The following is a 22,175-nucleotide window of genomic DNA, read 5'->3' as shown; positions in this document are numbered from 1 at the left end:
CGGAGCGAGACGGACTGAAAGTCACATAATAAAACATTTTATTGACAAAAATTTGATTCTATAGTATACTTTTTAAGTAAGCTGATTTAGCTCAGTAGGCAGAGCGCATCCATGGTAAGGATGAGGTCGCCGGTTCGATCCCGGCAATTAGCATTGTTTAACAGTTCCTTTTTATAGGAAATTTTTTATTGACTTTTTTTCGACCTTATAGTAAAATAAAATTTGCGATGAGTCGATATGTAGTGAGAGCTACTATTGAGCAAAGGAGGTCATAACGCAGGAGCGGACCTTGAGAAATTGTGTGAACCGATTTCTCACATGGAGATGCCTCTCAGGCTTTCTGGTTTTACCAGAGAGCTTTTTTTATTTTTCTGAGTCCTACTAGGCCGCATCTTTTGTCTTTTCCTTCCGACAATAAACATCTATAACTTCACTCAATTATATGCTTATAGGCTTTTTATTGTAACAACTTTTCTTTAAAAACAATCCTTGCTAAGATTAGCCATTAAGATACTAAAGTGACCAATGAAAGCTCCACTCACATCACTAAAAACATGGAGAATGCAGTTTTAATCTTTTAGATTCAATATCATCAAATAGGAAAAAAAGTTTTGCCCCTCTGATACAAAAAAGACCTATCATACAAGCGATGAAGCTTGATATGATAGGCTTTTTAATATTAGATTAACGTACAGTACGGATACGCATTGTGTTAGTACGAACTGCTTCACCAAGCGGCACACCTGCAACGATAACGATATCGTCACCAGATTGTACAAGACCTGCTTCAACTGCTTTACGTTCAGCAATTTCGAACATGTCATCAGTTGATGATGGAGCTTCTGTCAACATTGGGATAACACCCCAGTTCAACATCAATCCACGTTCTGTCAATTCGTCAAATGTCAATGCCAAGATGTCAGCATTTGGACGGTATTTAGAAATCAAACGAGCTGTGTGACCAGTCTTAGTAAGAGTTACAACCAATTTGATATCCATTGAGTTAGTAGCATCTTTAACTGCTGAAGCCATAACTTCTGTCTTAGAGTTACGTTCAAATGAATCTGAGTTCAAACGTCCGTATTCGTTAAGAAGAGTTTGAGCGTTCTTGTCGATTGTAGCCATTGTAGCTACTGACTCAAGAGGATATTTACCATTTGCAGACTCACCTGAAAGCATTGTAGCGTCAGTTCCGTCGATAACAGCGTTAAATACGTCTGATACTTCTGAACGAGTTGCACGTGGTTTTTCAGTCATTGTTTCAAGCATGTTTGTTGCAGTGATAACAACTTTACCAGCAGCATTCACTTTAGTAATGATCATTTTTTGGTAAACTGGAACCATTTCAAATGGTACTTCGATACCCATGTCACCACGAGCGATCATGATACCGTCAGCAGCTTCAATGATTTCATCCAAGTTATCGATACCTTGTTGGTTTTCGATTTTAGCGAACAATTGAACGTGACCGTTACCAGTTTCTTCACAGATTGCACGAACTTCATTCACGTCTTTTGCAGTACGTACGAATGAGATCGCGATGAAGTTGATACCTTGTTCCAAACCGAAGCGGATATCAGCGTTATCACGTTCAGCAAGAGCTGGGAAAGGAATTTTAGTGTTAGGGATGTTTACACCTTTTTGTTTAGCGATAACACCGTCATTTTCAACTTCAACAACAAATTCACGAGTTGCATCGTCTTTTTCTACAACACGAAGACCAAGTTTACCATCGTCAACCAATACTTGACGACCAACTTCAACATCATCATAGATATCAAGTGCTCCTGCAACGTTCAAAGCAATCACTTCACGAGTTGATTTGATTCCTTGTTTAGTTGCAACACGGATTTTTTCACCAGTTTTGTATGAATACTCTTTAGCTTCACCTTCGAACAATTCAGTACGGATTTCTGGTCCTTTAGTATCAAGAAGGAAACCAACTTTTTTACCTGCAAGTTTTTCCGCAAGTTTAACAGTTGCCATACGGTCACCTTGTTCTTGGTGGTCACCATGTGAGAAGTTGAAACGGAAAGTGTTAGCTCCTGCTTCAATCAATTGAGCAATGTTTTTAGCTGAAGCTTCAACGTCAAGTTTTTCACCCCAGTATCCCTCATCACCAAATTTTTTACCACCGCGGATTTCTACCGCAGGACCCAAAGTTGCAACGATTTTTACACGTTTGTTCATGATTTTTGTGACTCCTTTATATAATTCGACCTTTTTTGGTCATTTTACCAGTTTAGTTAAAGTTGATTAAGACAAGCTCTTGTTTAAAGCAGAAAGTTCAATATCAGCTTTGTGAGGGTTGTTAACAACGATCTTACCATCAGCTGTTAGGCTAAATAAAGCTCCTTCTTCTGCAGTTCCAAGAATTGGATTTTCAACCATTTTCTCATTGCGAATACCAACAGCGACACCACCGATTCCTTGTTTAAGGAGTTTAACAGCATGTGCACCCATGCGTGACGCCAATACACGGTCACGAGCAGTTGGTGATCCACCACGTTGGATGTGACCAAGTTCAGTTACACGAAGATCGCTTGTATCTCCAGCTTCTTTTAGTTTTTGACCAAATTCTGCCGCTGACATAACACCTTCTGCCAAAACGATAATGTTGTGCTTCTTACCATGTTCATATCCAGCCTTGATACTTGCTACGATGTCTTCCATCTTGAAGCCTTCTTCAGGGATAATAATTTCATCAGCACCTGTTGCAATACCAGCCCAAAGAGCGATATCACCAGCGTTACGTCCCATTACTTCAACTACAAAAGTACGACGGTGACTTGATGAGGTATCACGAATCTTATCGATGGCATCCATAGCAGTTGTAACTGCAGTATCAAATCCGATTGTGAAATCAGTACCTACGATATCGTTATCGATTGTTCCCGGAAGTCCGATAGCAGGGAATCCATGCTCAGTCAAGCGCATAGCTCCGTGATAAGAACCGTCACCACCGATAACCACGACACCTTCGATACCGTGTTTTTTCAACTGCTCAATCCCTTTAAGTTGACCTTCGAGTTTTGCAAACTCAGGGTAACGAGCAGAGTGAAGGAAAGTACCACCACGTGAAATGATGTCTCCCACTGAAGCTGCATCAAGTGGATAAATTTCGCCGGCAACCATACCTGCGTATCCATCATAGATACCAAAAACTTCCATTCCTTCTGAGATTGCTTGACGAACAACTGCACGGATAGCAGCATTCATACCAGGGGCGTCTCCACCACTAGTCAAAACAGCAATACGTTTCATTTGGTTTTGCTCCTTTTTCTTTTAACATTCTAACTGATTATACCATAATTAAAGTTAAAATTCTTTTATTTTCATTGATTTTTAACGATAAATCGTTTTCATAGTTATTTGACTCAAAGATTCCTGCAAACTAACATCTTTTGCAACAAAATAGCCCGGCAAAAGAACATTTTTTTGTTCATTTTCGTAGCGTATAATGACTGGAATTTGTCCCTTGTATTGTTCTAAAATATGATAAATTTCAGAATCATGTTCATGATCAGCAGCCTGAATCCAAAATCGTTCACTCACTGCTTCTTTTAGATTATTTAACACTAACTGAAGGCGACCGTCTCTTGCCTGCACTTTTCCATTTAGGTAGTAAAATCTTCCTTCATGTAGGAGATTTTTAAATTGGCGATACTGATCAGAAAAAACAGTAACTTCCAAATTTGATTTGCTATCACTAACTTTCAAAAAGGCCATATTTTCACCTTTTTTAGTTCTGATTACTCGGATAGACTGTAGCTCAACGAGTACTGTAGCTGTCTGTCCTTCAGATAGTTCAGACAAACTCACAATTGGATAGAGGGAATTCTTTGCTAAAATCAGTAAGGGATGCGGACTGATACCGACTCCAAGCCACTCCTGTTCCTTACGAAACTTCTCGACTTGCGTAAAATCCTCACTCTCAAGCCAATTGTAGCTATTATCTGCAAACAAACTACCCAATTCTTCCACAAAAATAAACAAAGTAGGTAAATTAGATAAGATTTTTTGGCGATTTTTTTCAAAACTATCGAATAAACCAATCTCGACTAGGGGAGTTAAGAGACTCAACTTCTGATAATTTTTAGGCAAGCGAGTGACAAAATCTTCGACACTACTAAAAGGACGATTCTCTAAAATCCAATAGGCAAAATCTCGAGGCATCCCCTTGATACTCTTAAGTCCCAAATAAATAGTCTTCTCTGTTAATTTATCCTGATATGGGATTGTATTGATAGAGAGTGGTGTCAGTTCAAAGCCCATTTCAAGCGCATCGAGAATATAAGCTCCACTGGCATAGTTGAGCATGACTTGATAAAAGATTTCTGGGTAATGTGTCTTAAAGTAAGCAAGTTGAAAGGCTAAAGCCGCATAAGCATAAGCGTGCGATCGGTTGAAACCATAACCAGCAAATTTTTCCATGACAGCAAAAACCTGCTGAGCCTGTTCTTTTCCATGACCTTTTTCGAGTGCTCCTTGGATGAAACTTTCCTCCATTCGGTGCATCTCAGCTGCGTTCTTTTTCCCCATGGCACGACGTAAAATGTCGGCCTTCCCAAGGCTAAAACCAGCATATCGCTGAGCTACTTGCATCACCTGTTCTTGGTAAAGCATAATGCCATAAGTTGGAGCTAAAATATCTTCCAAAACTGGGTCCAGAACCGTTACCTTTTCTTTACCATGTTTTCGAGCCACAAAGTTATCGATATAGTCACTCGCCCCGGGTCTGTTGAGGGAAGTCGTTGCCACTACTTCTTCAAAGCTTTCTGGTTTCACGCGCTTTAATAGGCGAATAGCTCCAGGTTGTTCAAACTGAAAAATCCCCTTGGTCTTCCCAGCTGCAAAGAGGGCTAAAGTTTCCCTATCCTCAAGGTCAATATTCTCAATCCTTAGCTGAATTCCTTGAGTTTCAAATAAGAGCTCCTGCATTTTTTGAGCGAAAGTTAGGTTTCTTAAGCCCAAGAAATCCATCTTGAGCAAGCCATTTCCCTCGACTCCATGAGCATCATACTGGGTAATGAGCATATCCTCACCATACTTAAGAGGAATATAGTCCGTTAGATTTTTATCACTAATCACGACACCAGCAGCGTGGATAGATGTCTGTCGAGGATATCCTTCTATCTTTTTGGCAATTTCAAAAGCCTTTTGGTACTCAATCTTACTTTGAATCAGTTGTCTAAATCCTAGATTGCCTTCATAGGCGCTTGTCAAGGTATCTTTGAAACCAATTTTCTTGGTTATGGATGTCAACTCGTACTCGGGAACACCATACCGTTTAAAAACATCTCGGATAGCCTGTTTGGCACCAAAAGTCGAGTAGGTGACTATCTGAGCAGCGTGAATACTACCATAACGGTCACGAACATAGCGGATAAATTCAGGACGATAGATATCAGGAATATCAATATCGATATCAGGCATGGTATAGCGTTCACGATTTAAAAAGCGCTCAAAGATGAGATTCTTAGACACAGGATCAATTCCTGTAATATCTAGAGCGTAGGCTACTAAACTTCCAACTGCAGAACCACGTCCCATTCCCATGTAATACCCTTGAGAACGACCGAAACGTAAGAGATCCCAAACAACCAAGAAATAGTCATCGAATCCCATGTCATGAATCACAGATAGTTCTTCTTCCAAACGAGCCTGATAAACTGAATCGAGTAAGCCTTTCTGTTCCAAGCCCTTAATAGCTCTTTCGCGCAACTCTTCAACAGCAGGATGCTCTGGATTGAAACGTGGAAGCTTGAGACTACTATCAATCTCATAAGTAGTTGCTCCAATCAGTTCAGAAAGATTTTCTAAGGCTTGCGGAAATTTTTCTTGAAATACTTGCTCTAAGCGATCAGCAGGTAAAAACAAGCCTTGTTGCGATTGAACATCTACCTCTCGCAAGGTCACATTTTCCTTAATCGCCTTGAGCATTTGAAGCGTTTCTAAATCCTCAGATTCGAAGGAATTAACACGATAAAGTGGGAGAATGGAGTGAGAAAAATTCGACTGAGGTGTATCTGGATATACTCCGATATAATAGTCATGCCCTAAGTCCAAGGAATCAATTGCAGAATAATAGGGAACAATAACACAAACATCTTCTAGATAGGGGAAAAAATCAGTCCATTCCTTTTTACCTGTCATTTTTAGAGTCGAAATCTTCATGAGATTTCGATAACCACGATTTGACAAGGCTAAAAATCGGAGGTTGACGAGTTCCTCCTTATGATGAACGGTCACCTCAAGACCTAATAAGGGCTGGATCCCTTGCTTTTGGCACTCTTTGATAAAATAATAAGCCCCATAGAGATTGTCAATATCCATGATTCCAAGTGCTGAGTAGCCGTATGCTTTCCCCTGGTCAACATACTTCTGAATGGAAATCATACTCTCCATGAAACTATAAACCGTTTTTGTATCAAGTTGTGCAATCACTCGCTATCACCTCCCTTTTTCTCCTTATATTATACCATTTTAGAAAATAGAAAAACAATTTCTTTCTCCCCTTGTAGAAAAAAGAACCATAGTTGAATTAACCGTGATTCCCATTCATTATTCTACCTCTAGGATAGGATTTGTAGCTGTCAAGTGACTGATCTTGCCACTAACACCGAAATATTCCTCAATTTTAGTATGTAATTCTAGCATTGCTTCCCGAGCTCTTGATGCCTGTTCTTCATTGATAGCTTCAATGACTAAAACAGCATCTTTGGTTTCTTCTGTTAACATGGTTCTTTGGGCTTCACGCCAGTTTAAACACCGACAAACCGCACCTTGTTCATCAAAATAAATAATTTCATCGGCTAATGCAGGAGCATCACTTTCGGCCCCTAGTGGAAAGAAGGATTCATTCCCTTGAGCTCTTCCGAGACATAAGTCACCAACAATCTTAGCTAAATCCTCTCCCCCACAAGGAACAGCGTAAGAAAGTGAAACACTATTATAAATATCTACCAAAGGATTTATTGGATTAAATTCTCTTCCTTGACTTACACGCTTTAATAAAGCTTCAATAGAAGAACGAGCACATTTTTTGGTTTTGAATTAAGTGAATGCCTGATGCCATTCTTTTTCTTTCATTCTACTACAAATTCAAAAAAAGAGTAGCATACAAGCTACTCGATAAGAACTATAATGAATTTTCACGAATCACTTCTACCTTGTATCCATCTGGATCTTTGATAAAGTAATAGTTTGGTTGAGTCCCTGGAAGTCCATTAGGTGCTGTCACTTCATAGCCTTTTTCGCTATGTTCTTTGTGAAGAGCCTCAAGGTCAGGTGTGCTTAGGGCAATGTGAGCAAAACCGTCACCGACAACATAAGGTCCGTGATCATAGTTGTAAGTCAACTCCAACTCATAATCATCACCTTCAAGTCCAAGATAAACGATAGTGAAAGCATAGTCTGGAAAGTCTCTACGACGCAATTCCTTAAAACCAAAAGCATCTTGATAAAAAGCGATTGATTTTTCAAGATTTTCAACTCGCAAACAAGTGTGTAGCATTTTAGAAGCCATTTTTTTCTCCTTTGTTTAAAAAAGACTGGGACAAACTTGCACCAGTCTTATGAATAATTATTTACCAAGTTTTGCTTTAGCTGCATCTGCAAGAGCTGTGAAAGCTGCTGCATCGTTAACAGCCAAGTCAGCAAGCATTTTACGGTTAACTTCGATCTCAGCCAATTTCAAACCATGCATCAATTGTGAGTATGAAAGTCCGTTCAAACGAGCTGCCGCATTGATACGTGTGATCCACAATTTACGGAAGTCACGTTTCTTTTGACGACGGTCACGGTATGCATAGTAGTAAGAGTTCATTACTTGTTCTTTTGCAGTACGGAACAAGATGTGTTTAGCTCCATAGTAACCTTTTGCTAATTTAAGAATACGTTTACGACGTTTGCGTGATACAACGCCACCTTTAACACGTGCCATTTATATTTCCTCCAAATATTTCCTAGAATTCTTTACTTACAAATACGCGATTATTTCAAGCGAGTAAGCATTGCTTTGATACGTTTGAAATCTCCTGAATGCACCATAGATGCTTTACGAAGATGACGACGTTGTTTTTTAGTTTTTCCGTGGAAACGGTGAGAAGTGTAAGCACGGAAACGTTTAAGTCCACCAGAACCTGTACGTTTGAAACGTTTAGCTGATGCGCGGTGTGTTTTTTGTTTTGGCATGATTTTTTCTCCTTTATTTGACTTTCCGACAATTATTTTTTGTCAGTTGCTGGTGCCAACTGCATGAACATTTGGCGACCATCCATTTTAGCACGTTGTTCGATGATAGCAATATCTTGTGTTGCTTCAGCAAACTCGGCTAAAACTTTTGCACCAATCTCTTTATGGGTGATCATACGCCCCTTAAAGCGAATGGATACCTTCACTTTGTTCCCTTTTTCGAGGAACTTGCGAGCATTGCGAAGTTTAGTTTCGAAATCTCCCTTGTCGATAACAGGGCTCAAACGAACTTCTTTCACGGTCACAACGCTTTGTTTTTTGCGTTGTTCTTTTTGCTTCTTCTGATACTCAAATTTGAACTTACCGTAGTCCATAATCTTAGCAACAGGAGGTTTAGCTTGAGGTTGAATGAGAACCAAGTCCACATTAGCTTCATCCGCAAGTGTTTGCGCTTCGCTTAGTGGTTTGATACCCAATTGCTCACCTTCAAGACCGATTAAGCGAACTTCACGTACACGAATTTCATCATTGATGAATAAGTCTTGCTTTGCTATGGTTTTCACCTCTTTTTTTAATTTAGAGAAAAACAAGAGCGGACTTGCTAACGCAAATCCGCACTACATGATTATAGTTCATTACTGAAACTTGATCCGTAGGGGCCAGACAACGTTAGTCGCAAGGCGAGAAGTTCTCACTTCTGCTTTTCTCAACTTTTATATGATATCAAGTTTTCCCCTACTTGTCAAGATAAAAACTATCTTTTTTTAATTTTTTCTATTTTTGCCGACTTACAATCTATTGATTACGAGAATAGTAAATCTCATGTGGTTTCAACCTCGTATTGAGCATTTCTGAAACCGTCACGAAACTATAGCCCTGTTCCTGTAAATACTCAATTACTTTTGGAAGCGAATTAACTGACGGCTGATGAATATCGTGTAATAAAATTATAGACCCATCGCTCGTTTGGTGTTGGATTTCTGTAAAAATAGATGCTTCGTTTTTAGTCTTCCAATCCAGACTATCCACATTCCATAAGATAAAGCTTAAATCAAGACTATTACGAATATCATCTGAAATCGCACCGTATGGTGGACGCATTAATTTTGAACTTTTTCCAAGAACATTTTTAATGGCATCTTCTGTATCCGTAATTTGTTTTTTAGCATCTTCCAATGATAATTGTGTTAAAACTGGATGATTCCAACTATGGTTTCCAATTTCATGACCATCAGCCTGCATACGTTTGAGAATTGCTTCATTTCCAGCGATATTCTTACCTTGAACAAAGAAAGTTGCTTTGATCTTGTATTTAGCCAAGATATCCAAGGCTTGTGGTGTTGTATTTCCATCAGGTCCATCATCAAAAGTAAGAGCAACTACTTTTTTATTCTTCTCAGCCTGAGCCTTCTTATAAAGTTCTGCATCCTTTTCAGTTAGATAGGACGATTGGATAACATCAAAGAAGTCTGAAATAGGCAAAGCTACTTCTTCTACATTATTAGTTGCTTTGATTGGATAAAGAACCAATTGACTATCTTTGTAAGCAAACTTCCAAGATGATAAATCGGTAGCTGAAAAATCGGCTATCACTTGATCTACAAGTGTTTGTTCAAGCTTTTTATCTTGAAGCGTTGACTTGATAATCTCAAGAAATGTTTCTTTGGCTTTGCTAGCATCTGTAAATAGCTGATCAAGAGTGAAAGGACTACCATCTTCTTTAAGGTAAAGCTGTTCCAATGAAGTGTTTTCCAATTCAACAACATTAGAATTACTTACGTCATAGGCCTGTTTTTTTATAAGGTGACTCTCAATACCTTTGATAGAGGATGAATCTTTTTCAGAATAGTAAAAAATCAAATGTTCTTTATCTTCTACCTTATCCGTGATATCTTTTACTATGATCTCCTGAACAGAGGTAATGACCTTGTCCCCCGTCATAGGATAGTAGGTGATGATTTCTGCCTGCCCTTTACGAAAATGATCTTTCTGACTGCCTTGTGAATAGGAATCATCTTTTTCTTTCTTCAGTGCTTCAATTTTTTGCTCAAAAGCTTGCTTGGTAAGAACTTGATAAGTGATGGTTCCACCTAATGCCAAGATTGTGAAAAATAGAAGCCCCACAATAATCCATAAATTTCTCTTCTTCTTGTCGTTTACTTTACGGCTTGTTCTTTTTTTTGTCATAGTCTTATCATATCAAATCAAAACTATAATTTCAATGAAAAATAGGAAAATGTCCATTTTTTAGGAAAAGAAAGGTAAAAGAAAAATCCTAGATCTCCCTAGGACTTTCTTTTGTTTAGAAACGAATAGTTTCTCTTGTTTTTTCATAAGAAGAAACGAAGCGGTTTGTTACACCTGGCTCAGCAACTTCCAAAGCTTGGGAAATCTTTTCGAAAGATGCTTGATAATCAAAGGCATTTTCAAAGATTTCTAAAGATTCGTGGAAGGCTTGTTGAATCCCTTCATCAAATGATCTGTAGCGGTTAGAGTATTGAAGTAATTGTTCAGTCAAGGTAGCATGTTGTACGATGCTGTATGTTTCTGTTTCCAGAATTTCCATATCGTGAGTTGCAATTTCTAAAATACGGTTGACAGACTCAATGTTGACTTGCGACTGTTCTAACTCTGCCATCAAGTCTTCGGTACTGTGGCTAGCTGCAAAGAACAATTTCAAGAAGCTCTGTGGGATTCCTGGAAGATTTCTCTTTTCCATGTAGCGCTTGATCGTGTGGAGGCGATTGACGTAAACATTTGCCTTTTGACGAGCATTAACATCATCTTTTTCAATTTGCACCAGACGTTCGCTCACTGAAACTTGATCATCTTCAATTTCTTTTAATGTAGCTTGAACATTTTCTAAACGTTCTTCCAATACAGAGTAAGCTTCTGAATATTCCTCTTGTTCTGAAGTCAAATCACTAACTGTAACTTCTAGGGAATCCAAATCCACTTGAAGACGACGGACGTGATTGACATCACTCTCAGACATCAAGTAAGTTTTGCTCAAGCGTTCAATATCTTTTACCAAGACCTGATTGTTGTCTTTTAAGTGGTCAAGATAGGTTGGAAGTGTTGACAACAAGTTTTCAACAACCTTTTGAGAAGCAATCTCTCGTGTGAAAATATTATAGAGAGCATTGATTTCTTCTTGAATCTGAGTGTTTTCATATTCAGCATTATCCAATTCCAATTTTTTAATATTTTCTTGGTTATTTTTCAATGCTTCATACAACAACTGCAAACGTGATTCAATGTCAGTTTCTACAAAGTGATAGTTGGCATCAAGCAACTTACGATAGCCAACCTCCAGATCTTCAAGTTGATCAGGGAGTTCTGTCGTTAGTTTAGTAACAATTGCTGGAATTCTCTCTACGATATGTGTCAAAGCGAGAATATGGTTTTCAGCATTATCCAAAATTCCTGCTGCTTCAACTGGATCTCCTGAAGAGTTTAGCGTCACAAATTGAGAAAATTCAGATTGGATGTTCTCCAATTGTTTTTCAATTTCAGGAAGTGCTTGACCATATTTCTCAGAATCTTCTGCGACCGCCTTCTGTAAGCTTTCAAATAAATCTAAAGCATGCAAGACACGACCACTATTTTTTGATTCTTGTTTTTCTAGATCTGCCAAAGCATTTCGAATGGAAGCAATATCTTCTTCGATAAGGGTAATCTGGCTTTCAATTTGATCAATTTTGTGTTGAGCTTTCAAGAAGCGAAATGAATTATTGTACCCTTCTGCTTCAAACAGATTATTCTCAATATCTGCAAATGAGTTGAGGGATAGGTCTACCCATTTTTGGTTCCACTCTCTAAATGCAATCTGACTTTGACCAATCAGATGCATATTCTTAACAGCTTCTACTTCATCGTTAACTGGAAGGTTATACAACTCTTCCTTTCTTCCTTCTAGTACTGCGAGCCTCTTTTCATTTCGTTTGCGTAACAAAATCGCTACAACATAAGCAATGATCAGAAGAGTCGCGATTACAATCATAATAATAATCAACAGATTATCAGACATATCAAACTCCTTTTTATACTTGAAACAATTGTAATGATTATATCATATTTTTCAAACCATGGGAACTATTTCCAAATTTTTTTAAACGTCAAGCGTACTGTAAACAGCATTTTCTTCAATAAATTCTCGACGTGGTTCTACGCGGTCACCCATGAGCATATCAAAGATTTTATCTGCTTCTGCAGCATCATCAACTGATACACGCGCCATGAGACGATGTTCTGGGTTCATAGTTGTTTCCCAAAGTTGATGGTCATCCATTTCTCCAAGACCTTTATAACGCTGAATAGTTGGTTTTGAACGTCCTTCACTATAGCGAGCTAAGGCTTCCTGTAGACGGATTTCTTGATCTGCTCCTGGTTGGATGTATTCTTTAATTTCACTGCCGACCTTAACACCGTAAATTGGTGGTTGAGCGATATAAACATAACCTGCTTCTAAAACGGGTTTCATATAACGATAAATCAAGGTTAACAAGAGGGTACGGATGTGAGCTCCATCGACATCGGCATCCGTCATGATAACGAGTTTTTGGTAACGGGCCTTGCTAACATCAAATTCAGCACCAAAGCCTGTTCCCATAGCTGTGAAAAGGCTACGGATTTCTTCATTGGCAAGGATTTTATCCATGCTGGCCTTTTCAACGTTGAGGATTTTACCGCGAATCGGTAAAATCGCTTGGAATTCACGGTCACGACCAGACTTTGCAGAACCTCCCGCTGAATCTCCTTCGACGATGAACAGTTCAGTTTCAGCTGGATTGTTTGAGGAACAATCTGCTAATTTCCCTGGAAGGTTTGAAATCTCTAGACCAGATTTCTTACGAGTAACCTCACGCGCACGCTTGGCTGCTACACGCGCCTTAGCTGCCAAAATCCCTTTTTCAACAATCCGCTTAGCAATCTGTGGATTTTCCATTAGGAAGTCTGAAAATGCTTCACTAAATAGGCGGTTAGTAATCTTGACAACTTCACTATTTCCAAGTTTAGTTTTCGTTTGTCCTTCAAACTGCGGATTTGGATGCTTCACAGAGATAACGGCAGTCAATCCTTCACGGACATCCTCACCTGTTAGATTATCTTCATTGTCTTTGAGGAGTTTGTTTTTACGAGCGTAGTCGTTAATGACACGGGTTAGGGCTGTACGGAAACCTTGTTCATGTGTTCCACCCTCATGTGTATGAATGTTATTGGCGAAACTCATGACATTTTCATGGTAACCAGTTGTGTACTGCATGGCTACTTCAACTGTGATGTCATCCATTTCTCCATCTGTGTAGATTGGCGTATCAAAGATGACATCCTTGTTTTCATTGATATACTCAACGTAACTCGCAATCCCACCTTCATAGTGGTAGTTTTTTGTTTGTTCAAGCCCCTCACGCTTGTCAGTGATGGAGATTTGAAGACCACGGTTCAAAAAGGCTAGCTCCTGAATCCGCTTGTTTAATTTATCAAAATCAAAAGTTGTTGTTTCTGTAAAAATCTCTGGATCTGGCGTGAAGTGTACTGTTGTACCTGTTTTATCTGTATCTCCAATCACCTCAAGGTCAGCAACAACATGTCCACGACGGTATTCTTGGTAATGGATTTTTCCATTTTTGTGAACACGAACATCCAACTGAGTTGAGAGGGCATTTACAACCGATGAACCTACACCGTGGAGTCCACCTGAAACCTTGTAACCGCCACCGCCAAATTTACCTCCAGCGTGAAGAACGGTAAAGACAGTTTCAACGGCAGGACGGCCTGTCTTTTCTTGAATATCAACAGGGATACCACGTCCATCATCAACAACCGTGATAGAGTCATCTGGCTCAATAAAGACCTGAATATGACTAGCAAATCCCGCCAAGGCCTCATCGATAGAGTTATCAACGATTTCCCAGACTAGGTGGTGAAGACCTTCTTTTGAAGTCGATCCGATATACATTCCAGGACGCATACGAACGGCTTCCAGACCTTCCAAAACTTGAATCTGACTGGCATCATAATCCTGTGCCTGTTGGTTTTTGATTTCTTCTGTCATTTTTTCCCTTTTTCTTTTTTTCCTTTTTCTTACATGTCTAATACTTGTCTCAATGTCACGATATTTTTAAAGAGATGCGTCGCTAAGCCTGCTGCCTGTCCAGCTTCAATGTCTATAGGTCGATCACCAATAACGATACCAGAACTAATCTTATACTTATCTCGCAAATAGATCATAGACTCTGGATTTGGTTTTCTCTTGAAACCAGAACTAGCTGTTACTACTTCTGTAAAATAGCTAGCAATACCCGTCTTTTCAAGGATATCCAAAACTTGGTCATTGCGATGCGAAACCAAAAAGTTCCGTCCTCCCTGATCTGAGATTTCCTCCAATAAAGCAGGTACTCCCTCAAACAAGGCAGGATGTTCAAGCTCTCGCGCTTCATTTTCCTTATATTTTTCTAAAAAATGCTCTATTGTTGGGGCAAATTGGTCAATCGCAAAAGCAGTTGACACTTTCAAGGCATTGTAAACTTTATCATGTTCTTCTTCGATTCCAAATTGAGCTAATGTTTCCACAAAAGCCGCGGTCGAAGTCTCATAATTATCAAGTAAAGTTCCACCTAAATCCCAGATGTAATCGTGATATTTCATACCCTTCATTATAGCATTTTTTTATGAAAAAAGCGACGATTTCCTTCTATTTTAACAGTAAAAAACGAGAAGAATCCCCTAATTGATAGATTCCTCTCGTTTTAGTTAATCTAATCCAAACACATCACGATAAAGCATAGCTTCTCTCAAACCATTTGCATCGCCACCAAGTTGTTCCACTAGGTTATAAGCAAAGGCAAGTGCAGTGGCTGGACCGCGACTAGTTGTTAACTGACCGTCGACAACAACTGTTTCCTTACGATAGTGACCATCAGCAATTTGCTCTTGAACACCATCGTAGCAGGTGAACTCTTTATCTTTAAGGAGACCAGCCCGATTCAGAACAATTGGTGCTGCACAGATGGCTGCTACTTTTTTACCGACTTGCTCAAATTTTTGAAGTTCAGCAATCAAAAGTTCATGATCGCGTAAATTTGCTGATCCTGGCATGCCCCCTGGTAAGACAATCATGTCGTAGTCAGATAAATCACCATCAAACACACGATCAGCTTGTACCTGAATGGCATGTGATCCCGTCACTTGGGCTTCAAAACCAACCATATGACAAGTAATATTAGCACGACGTAATACGTCCACAACTGTTAGGGCTTCGATTTCTTCAAAGCCATCTGCTAAGATAACTGCAACTTTAGCCATGATTTACTCCTTATTTAACTTTTTTCAAAACAACTTTCTTCCGTTTAAATCTTGTCTTACCGCTCTTTTCATCGGCTAGATGCGTTTGATAACTCATAGATAGAAGCAGACCGACACCAATCAGATTACTGATAATGGCTGATCCCCCTTGGGAAATGAACGGCAAAGGAATCCCTGTCAGAGGTAGTAGGCCTGTCACCGCCCCAATATTTTCAAAAATATGGAACAAGAGCATCATAATAAATCCAGTTGAAATGTAGGTATAAAATTGGTTATTGGACTTCAGAGTGATTTTTAACATTCGATAGATCAGTAGGAGATAAAGTGTAATTACAAGGACAGAGCCGATAAAACCAAAATCTTCTGCAATAACTGTAAAAATCATATCACTCTCACGAACGGGAATAAGGAGATTGGATACATTAAATCCTTGACCAAACAGACCTCCACTACCGATGGCGATTTGCCCTTGGGCCTGTTGATAGGTGGTCGTTTGTGCATAATCAAATGGATTGAGCCAGGCAAGGATACGGTTAATCTGATAGGTTGGCATCCCGATTTGATGTATGAAAGCACGCCCATCTTTTGTGATGAAAATTGCCAAAAATCCTGCAATTCCCGATACAGCTGTTACAAAAATTGGAATGATGATTTTCCATGATACCCCAGAAAGCAAGACCAGTCCCGCAAAGATTGCGACAAAGACCAAGGCCGTTCCTAAGTCACTCTGCAGGGCCAGTAAACCTAAGACTGGTAGCGTGAAGATAATCATCCACAGTATCAAGAGGAAGTCTAAAGGAATCGTTCGTTCACTTTCCTTGTGTTTCTGTGTGAATTGAACAATGACCCGAGCCAAGATCAAAATATAGGAAATTTTCATAAATTCAGAAGGCTGGAAAAGTGTCACTCCACCGATTGACACCCAGTTTTTTGCCCCTGTTGCTGCGACCAAACTAGGGTTGTAGAAAACCAAGGGTAAGACCATGAGGACTAGACCTAGGGCGTAGAGATAGGGAGTCGCCTGCCATAAAAATTTTGTATTAAAGAACATGACTACAAAGCTGATAACAATTCCCAAGACAATCCAAGCTAGTTGCTGACCGAGAATAGGCCAGATATTATGTGGATAGTCATGGCTAACAGCAATGTAAATAGCTACCACTCCAATCACCAGCAAACAGAATACTGGTAGAATCAAACTATAATCGACTCGAGAGTCGAGAGAACGTTTCATAAAGGTCTCCTTCATTCTTTCAGATGTTTATTTTATTTTTTGTGTAAAAATTCTTGAACTTTTGAGAATATTTGCTCTTTGCCAACTTCTCTGACTCGACTAGTCTGTGACAAGGCCTTGCCAATCTGCTTTCCATATCGCTTGCTTGTCATTCGGCTATCCAAGATCAGGACAGAGGAGCGTTGTCCAAGACGACGCATGGTTCTACCTATCGCTTGTTTGAGGCGAACAATAGCCATTGGCAGTTGATAGTCATAGAAAGGATTTTTCCCTTCAAGACGCAGTTCCTGATTCATTTTTTTCGTAAAGGGATCTTCTGGATTTTGGAAGGGCAGGCGTGTCACCACTTCAATCACTCGAGGGTGAGTTGCAAAATCAACTCCCTCCCAAAAACTTCCTGTCCCTAGTAAGAGTTGAGAGTCTCCTCTTTCAAATCGTTTCTTGAGTTGAGCAGGATCTCCGTTCTTATACTGGGCTAGATGAGAAAGAGATAAAGAATCTGATACCTGCAACAAAAGGTCTTTTGAAGTGAATAAAACGAGCATGGGCTCTTCAAGGTAAGACAAATCTTCCAGCACTTCTACAAGAGCATGAGCATAGTCTTCTTGAGAGATTTCAGTCACCAATGGAAAATCCTTAACAACCAAAATTTCTTGATTTTCTTGAAAATTCTCATCCAGTCTGTCAAAGGCTGCATGCGGGAATCCCATTAGTTCTGGTAAAGTCACTCTGCTACTAATTTCCAAGGTTGCAGAGACAGCTAAGAGTTGACAACTCTCTGGAAAAATCTCAGAAAAGAGTAGACGTTGATTGCGACTGGAGGAAATGACAACCTTCTTGCTAGACAAGTCTGAGGCTGATAACCAAAATTCTCCATCAGTGCAGAAAAATCGCTGATAGTCCTTGAAACCTTGAACTTCTAACTCTGAGAAATCCTGTTGGAGTTGTGCCATTGTTGTCGCAGGGCACATTCTTCGTTTGCCAGATAGGAACTGGTCCATCAAATGACAAAGCTCAAAGCGAATACTCTCCATCAAGCGTCTCTGAAGCGTCCCTTCTTCTCGAACTAGAGCTTGATCTAGCTGGTCTACTATGTCATTTAAAACGAAACTCTTTTGTAAAAGACTTTCCAAAGTTAGTAAGATCTTCTGGGCCTCATCCAAAATCAAGAGACGGCCCTCTAGTAGACTGGGATCATCCTCAAGTCGGGTAACGAGATAAGCATGATTTGTCACAAGTAGCTGGCAAGAGCGAGCTTTTTTCTGCCCCCGTCTCCAAAAATCCTCTAACCAAAAGAGAGAAGCTTTGGGAAGATTACCATCATGCACCAAGTTTGGTAAAAACTGCTGGTAGCGATAAAGCTGTCCAATCTCATCTAGGTCCCCCGTTTCTGTTTCGGTCAACCAAACTAGGAGTTGCATCTTGAAACGTGTGTACAAGCGATTGGACTCTTCTTCCTCTAGTGCATGATGAAAGGCATCTAGTTTTAAGTAATTTTGTGGTCCTTTCAGACTATGAATCGAAAGGTGAAAGACCTCTTCCAATCTACGAGCCTCTTCTTGCATCACTTGATTTTGTAGAACTTTAGTAGGAACACTGAGAAGGATTCCTTTTTCGTTTTCTAGTGATAAAGTGGGTAACAAATAGCCGTAGGTTTTCCCAATTCCAGTCTGAGCTTGCACAAAAGCAATTTTCTCATTCTGTAGAAAATCTTGAACCTTTTGAGAAAAGCTAGTTTGTGGAGCTCTATCTTCCAAATCCAACAAGGCAATATTGGTTTGGAAATCTTTTGAGAGTTTGCGTGGAGAAAGGACTGGCTTCTCTTTTCTTAAGAATAAGCCTTGCACTTCTACCAAGTCATGCTCAACTAGGATGGACTGCTTCTGATAAACTTCCTCGATGACCAGATAAGACTCATATAATAAACCATCTGACAAACTTAACAAGCGCTCCAATAAGCCTTTTGGCAGTCCAAACATTTTTTGTCGCATACAAAGAAAGAGCTCTGCTGTTGCTTGGGCATCTGATAAGGCAGTATGGGCTTTTTCTAGTGAAATTCCCAACTCTTGACAGAGAATCCCGAGATTATACTTTTCAAACTGAGGATAAAACACCTGAGCCAACTCGACTGTATCGATACGGGGAGTGCGCAATTCATAACCCTCGAAAAAGAGGAATTCTGCCAACAAATTAGCATCGAACTGGACATTGTGCGCAACAAAAACACCGTCCTTGACCAAGTCAAAAATTTTTCCAGCAACCTGAGAAAACTCTGGTGCCTCTGCCAGTCGCTGATCGGTCAAACCCGTTAATTCTTTGATATGAGAATCCAAGGGTTCGTGGGGATTGACATCCGTTGCAAATTGGTCAACAATTTCGCCATTTTCAATGACCACGATTCCCACTTGGATAATTTTTGCCTTGCTTCCGGTACTGGTCGCCTCTAAATCCACGACCACGTACCGATCATTTCTAAAATCCATCATTAAAAATTATATCAAAATTTACACCATTTGACACCCCTGAACTTTATTGGAAGGTTCAAGTTTCTTGCAAGTTTTTATAAAAAATGATTGAATAGAAGTTTAGAAAAGGAGGGACATCATGAACCCATTAGATTTGTTTAATCAAGTAAAAGAGTTAATCGAGAAAAAAGATTTGGCTGCTGCAAAAACCTTTGTCGAAGAAAACAAGGACCAACTCGGAGAATACCTTAGTCAAGCTCAAAGCTTGATTTCAGGCTCAGAAGGAATCGGTAATCTTGTTGATAAGGTCAAAGGACTCTTCTAATCATTAAAAAGCACCTGAAAACCTCAGGTGTCTTTTTGTATCTTCTTCATAAAGGCTGGAATCTGTTGACTAATCATGGTTGGCAAGACTACATAGTTGTCTTCAGCTAGTTCTTGGGCAATTGCTGAATGTAAATAGGTCGCTACTGTCACTCTTTCATAGAGACTTGCTTGGGTAAATTGGCCTGCAAAGCCAGCGATCATCCCAGCCAGAGTATCCCCCATGCCGCCAGTCGCCTGATAAGGGCCACCAACACTCAACTTATAACAATCAACTTGTCCAGCTTGCCAGATTCGAGTAGCTGGACCTTTTTGGACTAAAATCGTTCCTGAAGGAAAGCTCTTCAAAGCCTCTCCTGTTTCCTTGCTTCCTTGGGAATCCAAATCTAAGCCTGACAAGACTTGCCATTCCCTCTGGTGAGGAGTTAAAACAAGCTGGGCTTTAGGAAATTTCATTCCCGTCTTCGCAAAAATGGATAAGGCACCACCATCCAGTATGAGAGTCTGGTCTTGATTTGAATGATGAAAGACTGTTTGGAGAAGCTCTTCTCCACGCTCATCATCCACTAATCCAGGCCCAACCAAGACAACACTTGCTTTCTCCAACTGTTGCTCAAGCAATTGCTTATCGTCAAGAGCAAAAGCCATAGCCTCCGGCAGATGGCTATGTAGAGCTGGAATATTCTCCTTATCCGTTGCTACTGTCACTAAGCCTGCGCCACTTCTAACAGCACCTAAGGCAGCCATAATAATCGCTCCCCCATAGGGATAAGTCCCTCCAATCAAGAGAAGACGCCCATAGTCTCCCTTATGACTAGAGCGAGAACGCTCGATGATCACTTTTTTCAGTAGAGCTTGATCAATCTCTTTCATACACTACTCCTTCAACTTAACCTTACTATGTAACACTTGATTAACCTTAGTATTCCAATCCTGTAACCCTTCTCCCTCATAGTCTAGGTAAATCACCCTATCTTGTAATTGACAAGGAATCAAACCTTCAAAACAAGCCTTATCTTTTGAAGGAATAACACACAAATGAAGAAAGGTATCCAAATCTAAACTATCTCTTACCTTCGCAACATGATAGCCATCAAAGATATAACCTGGTGCTTGAATTAATTCTTCATACAGAAAATGAAAACTAACGCCAGGAATGAACTTTTCTTGCAATTCCTCCTCAGAAGGTGCCCTTCCTAACAAACGCTCCATAGCGAGTCGGTAACCCGAAGTCGTATTAGACCATCCGAACATGATATAGTCAAAATAGTCTGCTGGATCAGAAGCTGCATTACGACTATCTGTAACTAGCTCAGCCCCACTTTTACCAAATACTTTTACCGCCGACATGAGTTTTCCAGTCTGAAAAATAGCCTGAGCCACCTCAACTGTACAAGTATGACTACAATAATCTGAGGTAACCAACTTCCTCTGGATATCATAGGTAGAAGCTACAAGGCGATGACTTGGTCTGTAGGGAGGAAAAAAGCTATGCTCTTGCAAGTAATCATGAATTTGTATTTTTAATTCATGATTCTCACATTCCACAATGGTCTGACAATGATGGTCCTGTTCATAAGCAATAAACTTTGCTAGTTTCTCCAATTCCCATTCTTGAAGCTGAGGATAGTTTTCAAGAGCAAATTGATAGATTCCATCCCACTGGAGACTAAAATCTGCATTACAAACTTTTACAATCACGGTCCTTCTCCTCACATTCTCTTACTTCAATTATACACCTCACTACCCAATTAATAAAGGAGAAGACTATGCTATCTTCTCCTTCTTTTATAATGATTAGCTTTTTTAGAGCTGAGAGTTATCAGTCCTTATTTTTCTTTACGTTTAACTGTTAGTAGTGCCACTGATAAAACAAGACTGAGACTTGCTAGGAAGGCAGCTGTATCAGATCGACTTTCACCTGTTTCTGGAAGTCTTGCTGAACTTGCTTTTCCTGGATTATTTCCAGAAACCTCTCCCTGAGTTACTGGCCCATGAGCTTGTTCTACTGGTTCTTGGTTTTGTTCTTTATAGACAATCGCATAAAGTCCTAAATCTTTGGTGACCAATTCAACTGTGTCACCTACTAACGTTACCTTTTGAACCTGCAAGCCTTGATCTAAGCTCATGTGATAAACCTCTTGAACCTGACCCTTGACTGGCAATCTCACTAAGACAGCACCTTTTGGACCAACCATTTGGTTATCTTTATCTTTATCCAGCAATTTCACTTGATAAGCATCGTAGTGTTTGCCAGCTAATTCTTGACGTAGAACCTTTTGAACTTGAAGCTTGAGAGTAGCATCTAGGTCTTGAGATAGCCCTGCTACCAGAACTCCAGTTTCCTTATCAGATAAGATTTGAACCTCTGCAGCTGGTTTTTCAACACTTGGGGCTGGCTCATTTCCCACTGTAGCCAATGTTCCTGTGAATTCTGGCAGCTCGTTCTTGGCTGCTTCCACAGCATTAACGCTACCTGTAAATTCTGGGACTTCGTTCTTAGCGGCTTCTACTGCATTGACGCCACCTGTAAATTCTGGGACTTCTACTACTGGTGCTGGCTCGTCACCTGCTGTCCCAATTGCATCTGTGTATTCTGGCAACTCATTCTTAGCCGCTTCTACTGCATTGACGCCACCCTCAAATTC

General features: G+C 39.9%; 18 protein-coding genes, 1 tRNA gene, 1 pseudogene and 1 other annotated feature. Of the genes and pseudogenes, 2 read left to right on the top strand and 18 right to left on the bottom strand.

Annotated features, from left to right (window positions below):
- Positions 1 to 80: 80 nt before the first annotated feature.
- A tRNA-Thr gene (locus HMPREF2805_RS04525) sits at positions 81 to 153 on the top strand.
- A gap of 531 nt (positions 154 to 684) precedes the next feature.
- Here the strand turns inward: HMPREF2805_RS04525 and pyk are convergent.
- From pyk to HMPREF2805_RS04450, 15 genes and pseudogenes are all read right to left on the bottom strand, one after another.
- Entirely contained in the window at positions 685 to 2,190 is a 1,506-nt protein-coding gene (pyk, locus tag HMPREF2805_RS04520; protein ID WP_075231571.1) for a pyruvate kinase, read from the bottom strand.
- A 66-nt stretch (positions 2,191 to 2,256) separates the two neighbouring features.
- Positions 2,257 to 3,264: a 6-phosphofructokinase gene (gene pfkA, locus HMPREF2805_RS04515; protein ID WP_075231570.1), complete on the bottom strand. Its 1,008-nt coding sequence runs from the start codon at positions 3,262 to 3,264 to the stop codon at positions 2,257 to 2,259.
- Positions 3,265 to 3,345: 81 nt separating this feature from the next.
- Entirely contained in the window at positions 3,346 to 6,447 is a 3,102-nt protein-coding gene (locus HMPREF2805_RS04510; protein WP_075231569.1) for a DNA polymerase III subunit alpha, read from the bottom strand.
- Positions 6,448 to 6,564: 117 nt separating this feature from the next.
- Positions 6,565 to 7,083 (bottom strand): annotated as a pseudogene (locus HMPREF2805_RS04505) (B3/4 domain-containing protein); the annotation flags it as partial.
- A 58-nt stretch (positions 7,084 to 7,141) separates the two neighbouring features.
- On the bottom strand, positions 7,142 to 7,528 hold the full coding sequence (locus tag HMPREF2805_RS04500) for a lactoylglutathione lyase (RefSeq protein ID WP_075231568.1): 387 nt from the start codon (positions 7,526 to 7,528) through the stop codon (positions 7,142 to 7,144).
- Between the two features lie 57 nt (positions 7,529 to 7,585).
- Entirely contained in the window at positions 7,586 to 7,945 is a 360-nt protein-coding gene (gene rplT / locus HMPREF2805_RS04495; protein ID WP_000124830.1) for a 50S ribosomal protein L20, read from the bottom strand.
- A gap of 50 nt (positions 7,946 to 7,995) precedes the next feature.
- Complete coding sequence (rpmI, locus tag HMPREF2805_RS04490; RefSeq protein WP_001125942.1) at positions 7,996 to 8,196, bottom strand: 50S ribosomal protein L35; 201 nt, start codon at positions 8,194 to 8,196, stop codon at positions 7,996 to 7,998.
- Between the two features lie 32 nt (positions 8,197 to 8,228).
- On the bottom strand, positions 8,229 to 8,759 hold the full coding sequence (gene infC / locus HMPREF2805_RS04485) for a translation initiation factor IF-3 (RefSeq protein WP_075231567.1): 531 nt from the start codon (positions 8,757 to 8,759) through the stop codon (positions 8,229 to 8,231).
- Between the two features lie 15 nt (positions 8,760 to 8,774).
- Positions 8,775 to 8,905, bottom strand: a sequence feature (ribosomal protein L20 leader region).
- A gap of 86 nt (positions 8,906 to 8,991) precedes the next feature.
- On the bottom strand, positions 8,992 to 10,383 hold the full coding sequence (pgdA, locus tag HMPREF2805_RS04480) for a peptidoglycan-N-acetylglucosamine deacetylase PgdA (RefSeq protein ID WP_075231566.1): 1,392 nt from the start codon (positions 10,381 to 10,383) through the stop codon (positions 8,992 to 8,994).
- Positions 10,384 to 10,498: 115 nt separating this feature from the next.
- Positions 10,499 to 12,226: a septation ring formation regulator EzrA gene (gene ezrA, locus HMPREF2805_RS04475; RefSeq protein ID WP_075231565.1), complete on the bottom strand. Its 1,728-nt coding sequence runs from the start codon at positions 12,224 to 12,226 to the stop codon at positions 10,499 to 10,501.
- 81 nt (positions 12,227 to 12,307) lie between these two features.
- The gene (gyrB, locus tag HMPREF2805_RS04470; RefSeq protein WP_075231564.1) at positions 12,308 to 14,254 is read right to left on the bottom strand and encodes a DNA topoisomerase (ATP-hydrolyzing) subunit B; all 1,947 of its coding nucleotides are present in this window, start codon (positions 14,252 to 14,254) and stop codon (positions 12,308 to 12,310) included.
- 29 nt (positions 14,255 to 14,283) lie between these two features.
- A complete protein-coding gene (locus HMPREF2805_RS04465) occupies positions 14,284 to 14,847 on the bottom strand; it encodes an HAD family hydrolase (protein ID WP_075231575.1) in 564 nt (187 codons plus the stop codon).
- Between the two features lie 105 nt (positions 14,848 to 14,952).
- On the bottom strand, positions 14,953 to 15,504 hold the full coding sequence (locus tag HMPREF2805_RS04460) for a DJ-1 family glyoxalase III (protein WP_075231563.1): 552 nt from the start codon (positions 15,502 to 15,504) through the stop codon (positions 14,953 to 14,955).
- Between the two features lie 10 nt (positions 15,505 to 15,514).
- Positions 15,515 to 16,738: an FtsW/RodA/SpoVE family cell cycle protein gene (locus tag HMPREF2805_RS04455; RefSeq protein WP_075231562.1), complete on the bottom strand. Its 1,224-nt coding sequence runs from the start codon at positions 16,736 to 16,738 to the stop codon at positions 15,515 to 15,517.
- A 32-nt stretch (positions 16,739 to 16,770) separates the two neighbouring features.
- Positions 16,771 to 19,224: a bifunctional DnaQ family exonuclease/ATP-dependent helicase gene (locus tag HMPREF2805_RS04450; RefSeq protein WP_186822554.1), complete on the bottom strand. Its 2,454-nt coding sequence runs from the start codon at positions 19,222 to 19,224 to the stop codon at positions 16,771 to 16,773.
- 118 nt (positions 19,225 to 19,342) lie between these two features.
- Between HMPREF2805_RS04450 and HMPREF2805_RS04445 the strand changes: the two genes are divergently transcribed.
- Positions 19,343 to 19,528 (top strand): hypothetical protein, encoded by a 186-nt coding sequence (locus HMPREF2805_RS04445; protein WP_075230421.1) that lies wholly within the window; start codon positions 19,343 to 19,345, stop codon positions 19,526 to 19,528.
- 23 nt (positions 19,529 to 19,551) lie between these two features.
- Here the strand turns inward: HMPREF2805_RS04445 and HMPREF2805_RS04440 are convergent, their stop codons facing one another.
- The 3 genes from HMPREF2805_RS04440 to HMPREF2805_RS11270 all read right to left on the bottom strand — a co-directional run.
- Positions 19,552 to 20,400: an NAD(P)H-hydrate dehydratase gene (locus tag HMPREF2805_RS04440; protein WP_075231561.1), complete on the bottom strand. Its 849-nt coding sequence runs from the start codon at positions 20,398 to 20,400 to the stop codon at positions 19,552 to 19,554.
- Between the two features lie 3 nt (positions 20,401 to 20,403).
- Complete coding sequence (locus HMPREF2805_RS04435) at positions 20,404 to 21,228, bottom strand: phosphate ABC transporter ATPase (RefSeq protein WP_075231560.1); 825 nt, start codon at positions 21,226 to 21,228, stop codon at positions 20,404 to 20,406.
- Positions 21,229 to 21,356: 128 nt separating this feature from the next.
- Positions 21,357 to 22,175: SIALI-17 repeat-containing surface protein (locus HMPREF2805_RS11270; RefSeq protein WP_186822553.1), on the bottom strand; the 819-nt coding region annotated here is incomplete at its 5' end.

Origin of the sequence: Streptococcus sp. HMSC034E03, from assembly GCF_001811505.1 — a bacterium.
Taxonomy (GTDB): domain Bacteria; phylum Bacillota; class Bacilli; order Lactobacillales; family Streptococcaceae; genus Streptococcus.
This window is presented reverse-complemented; position numbering and strand designations above follow the sequence as displayed.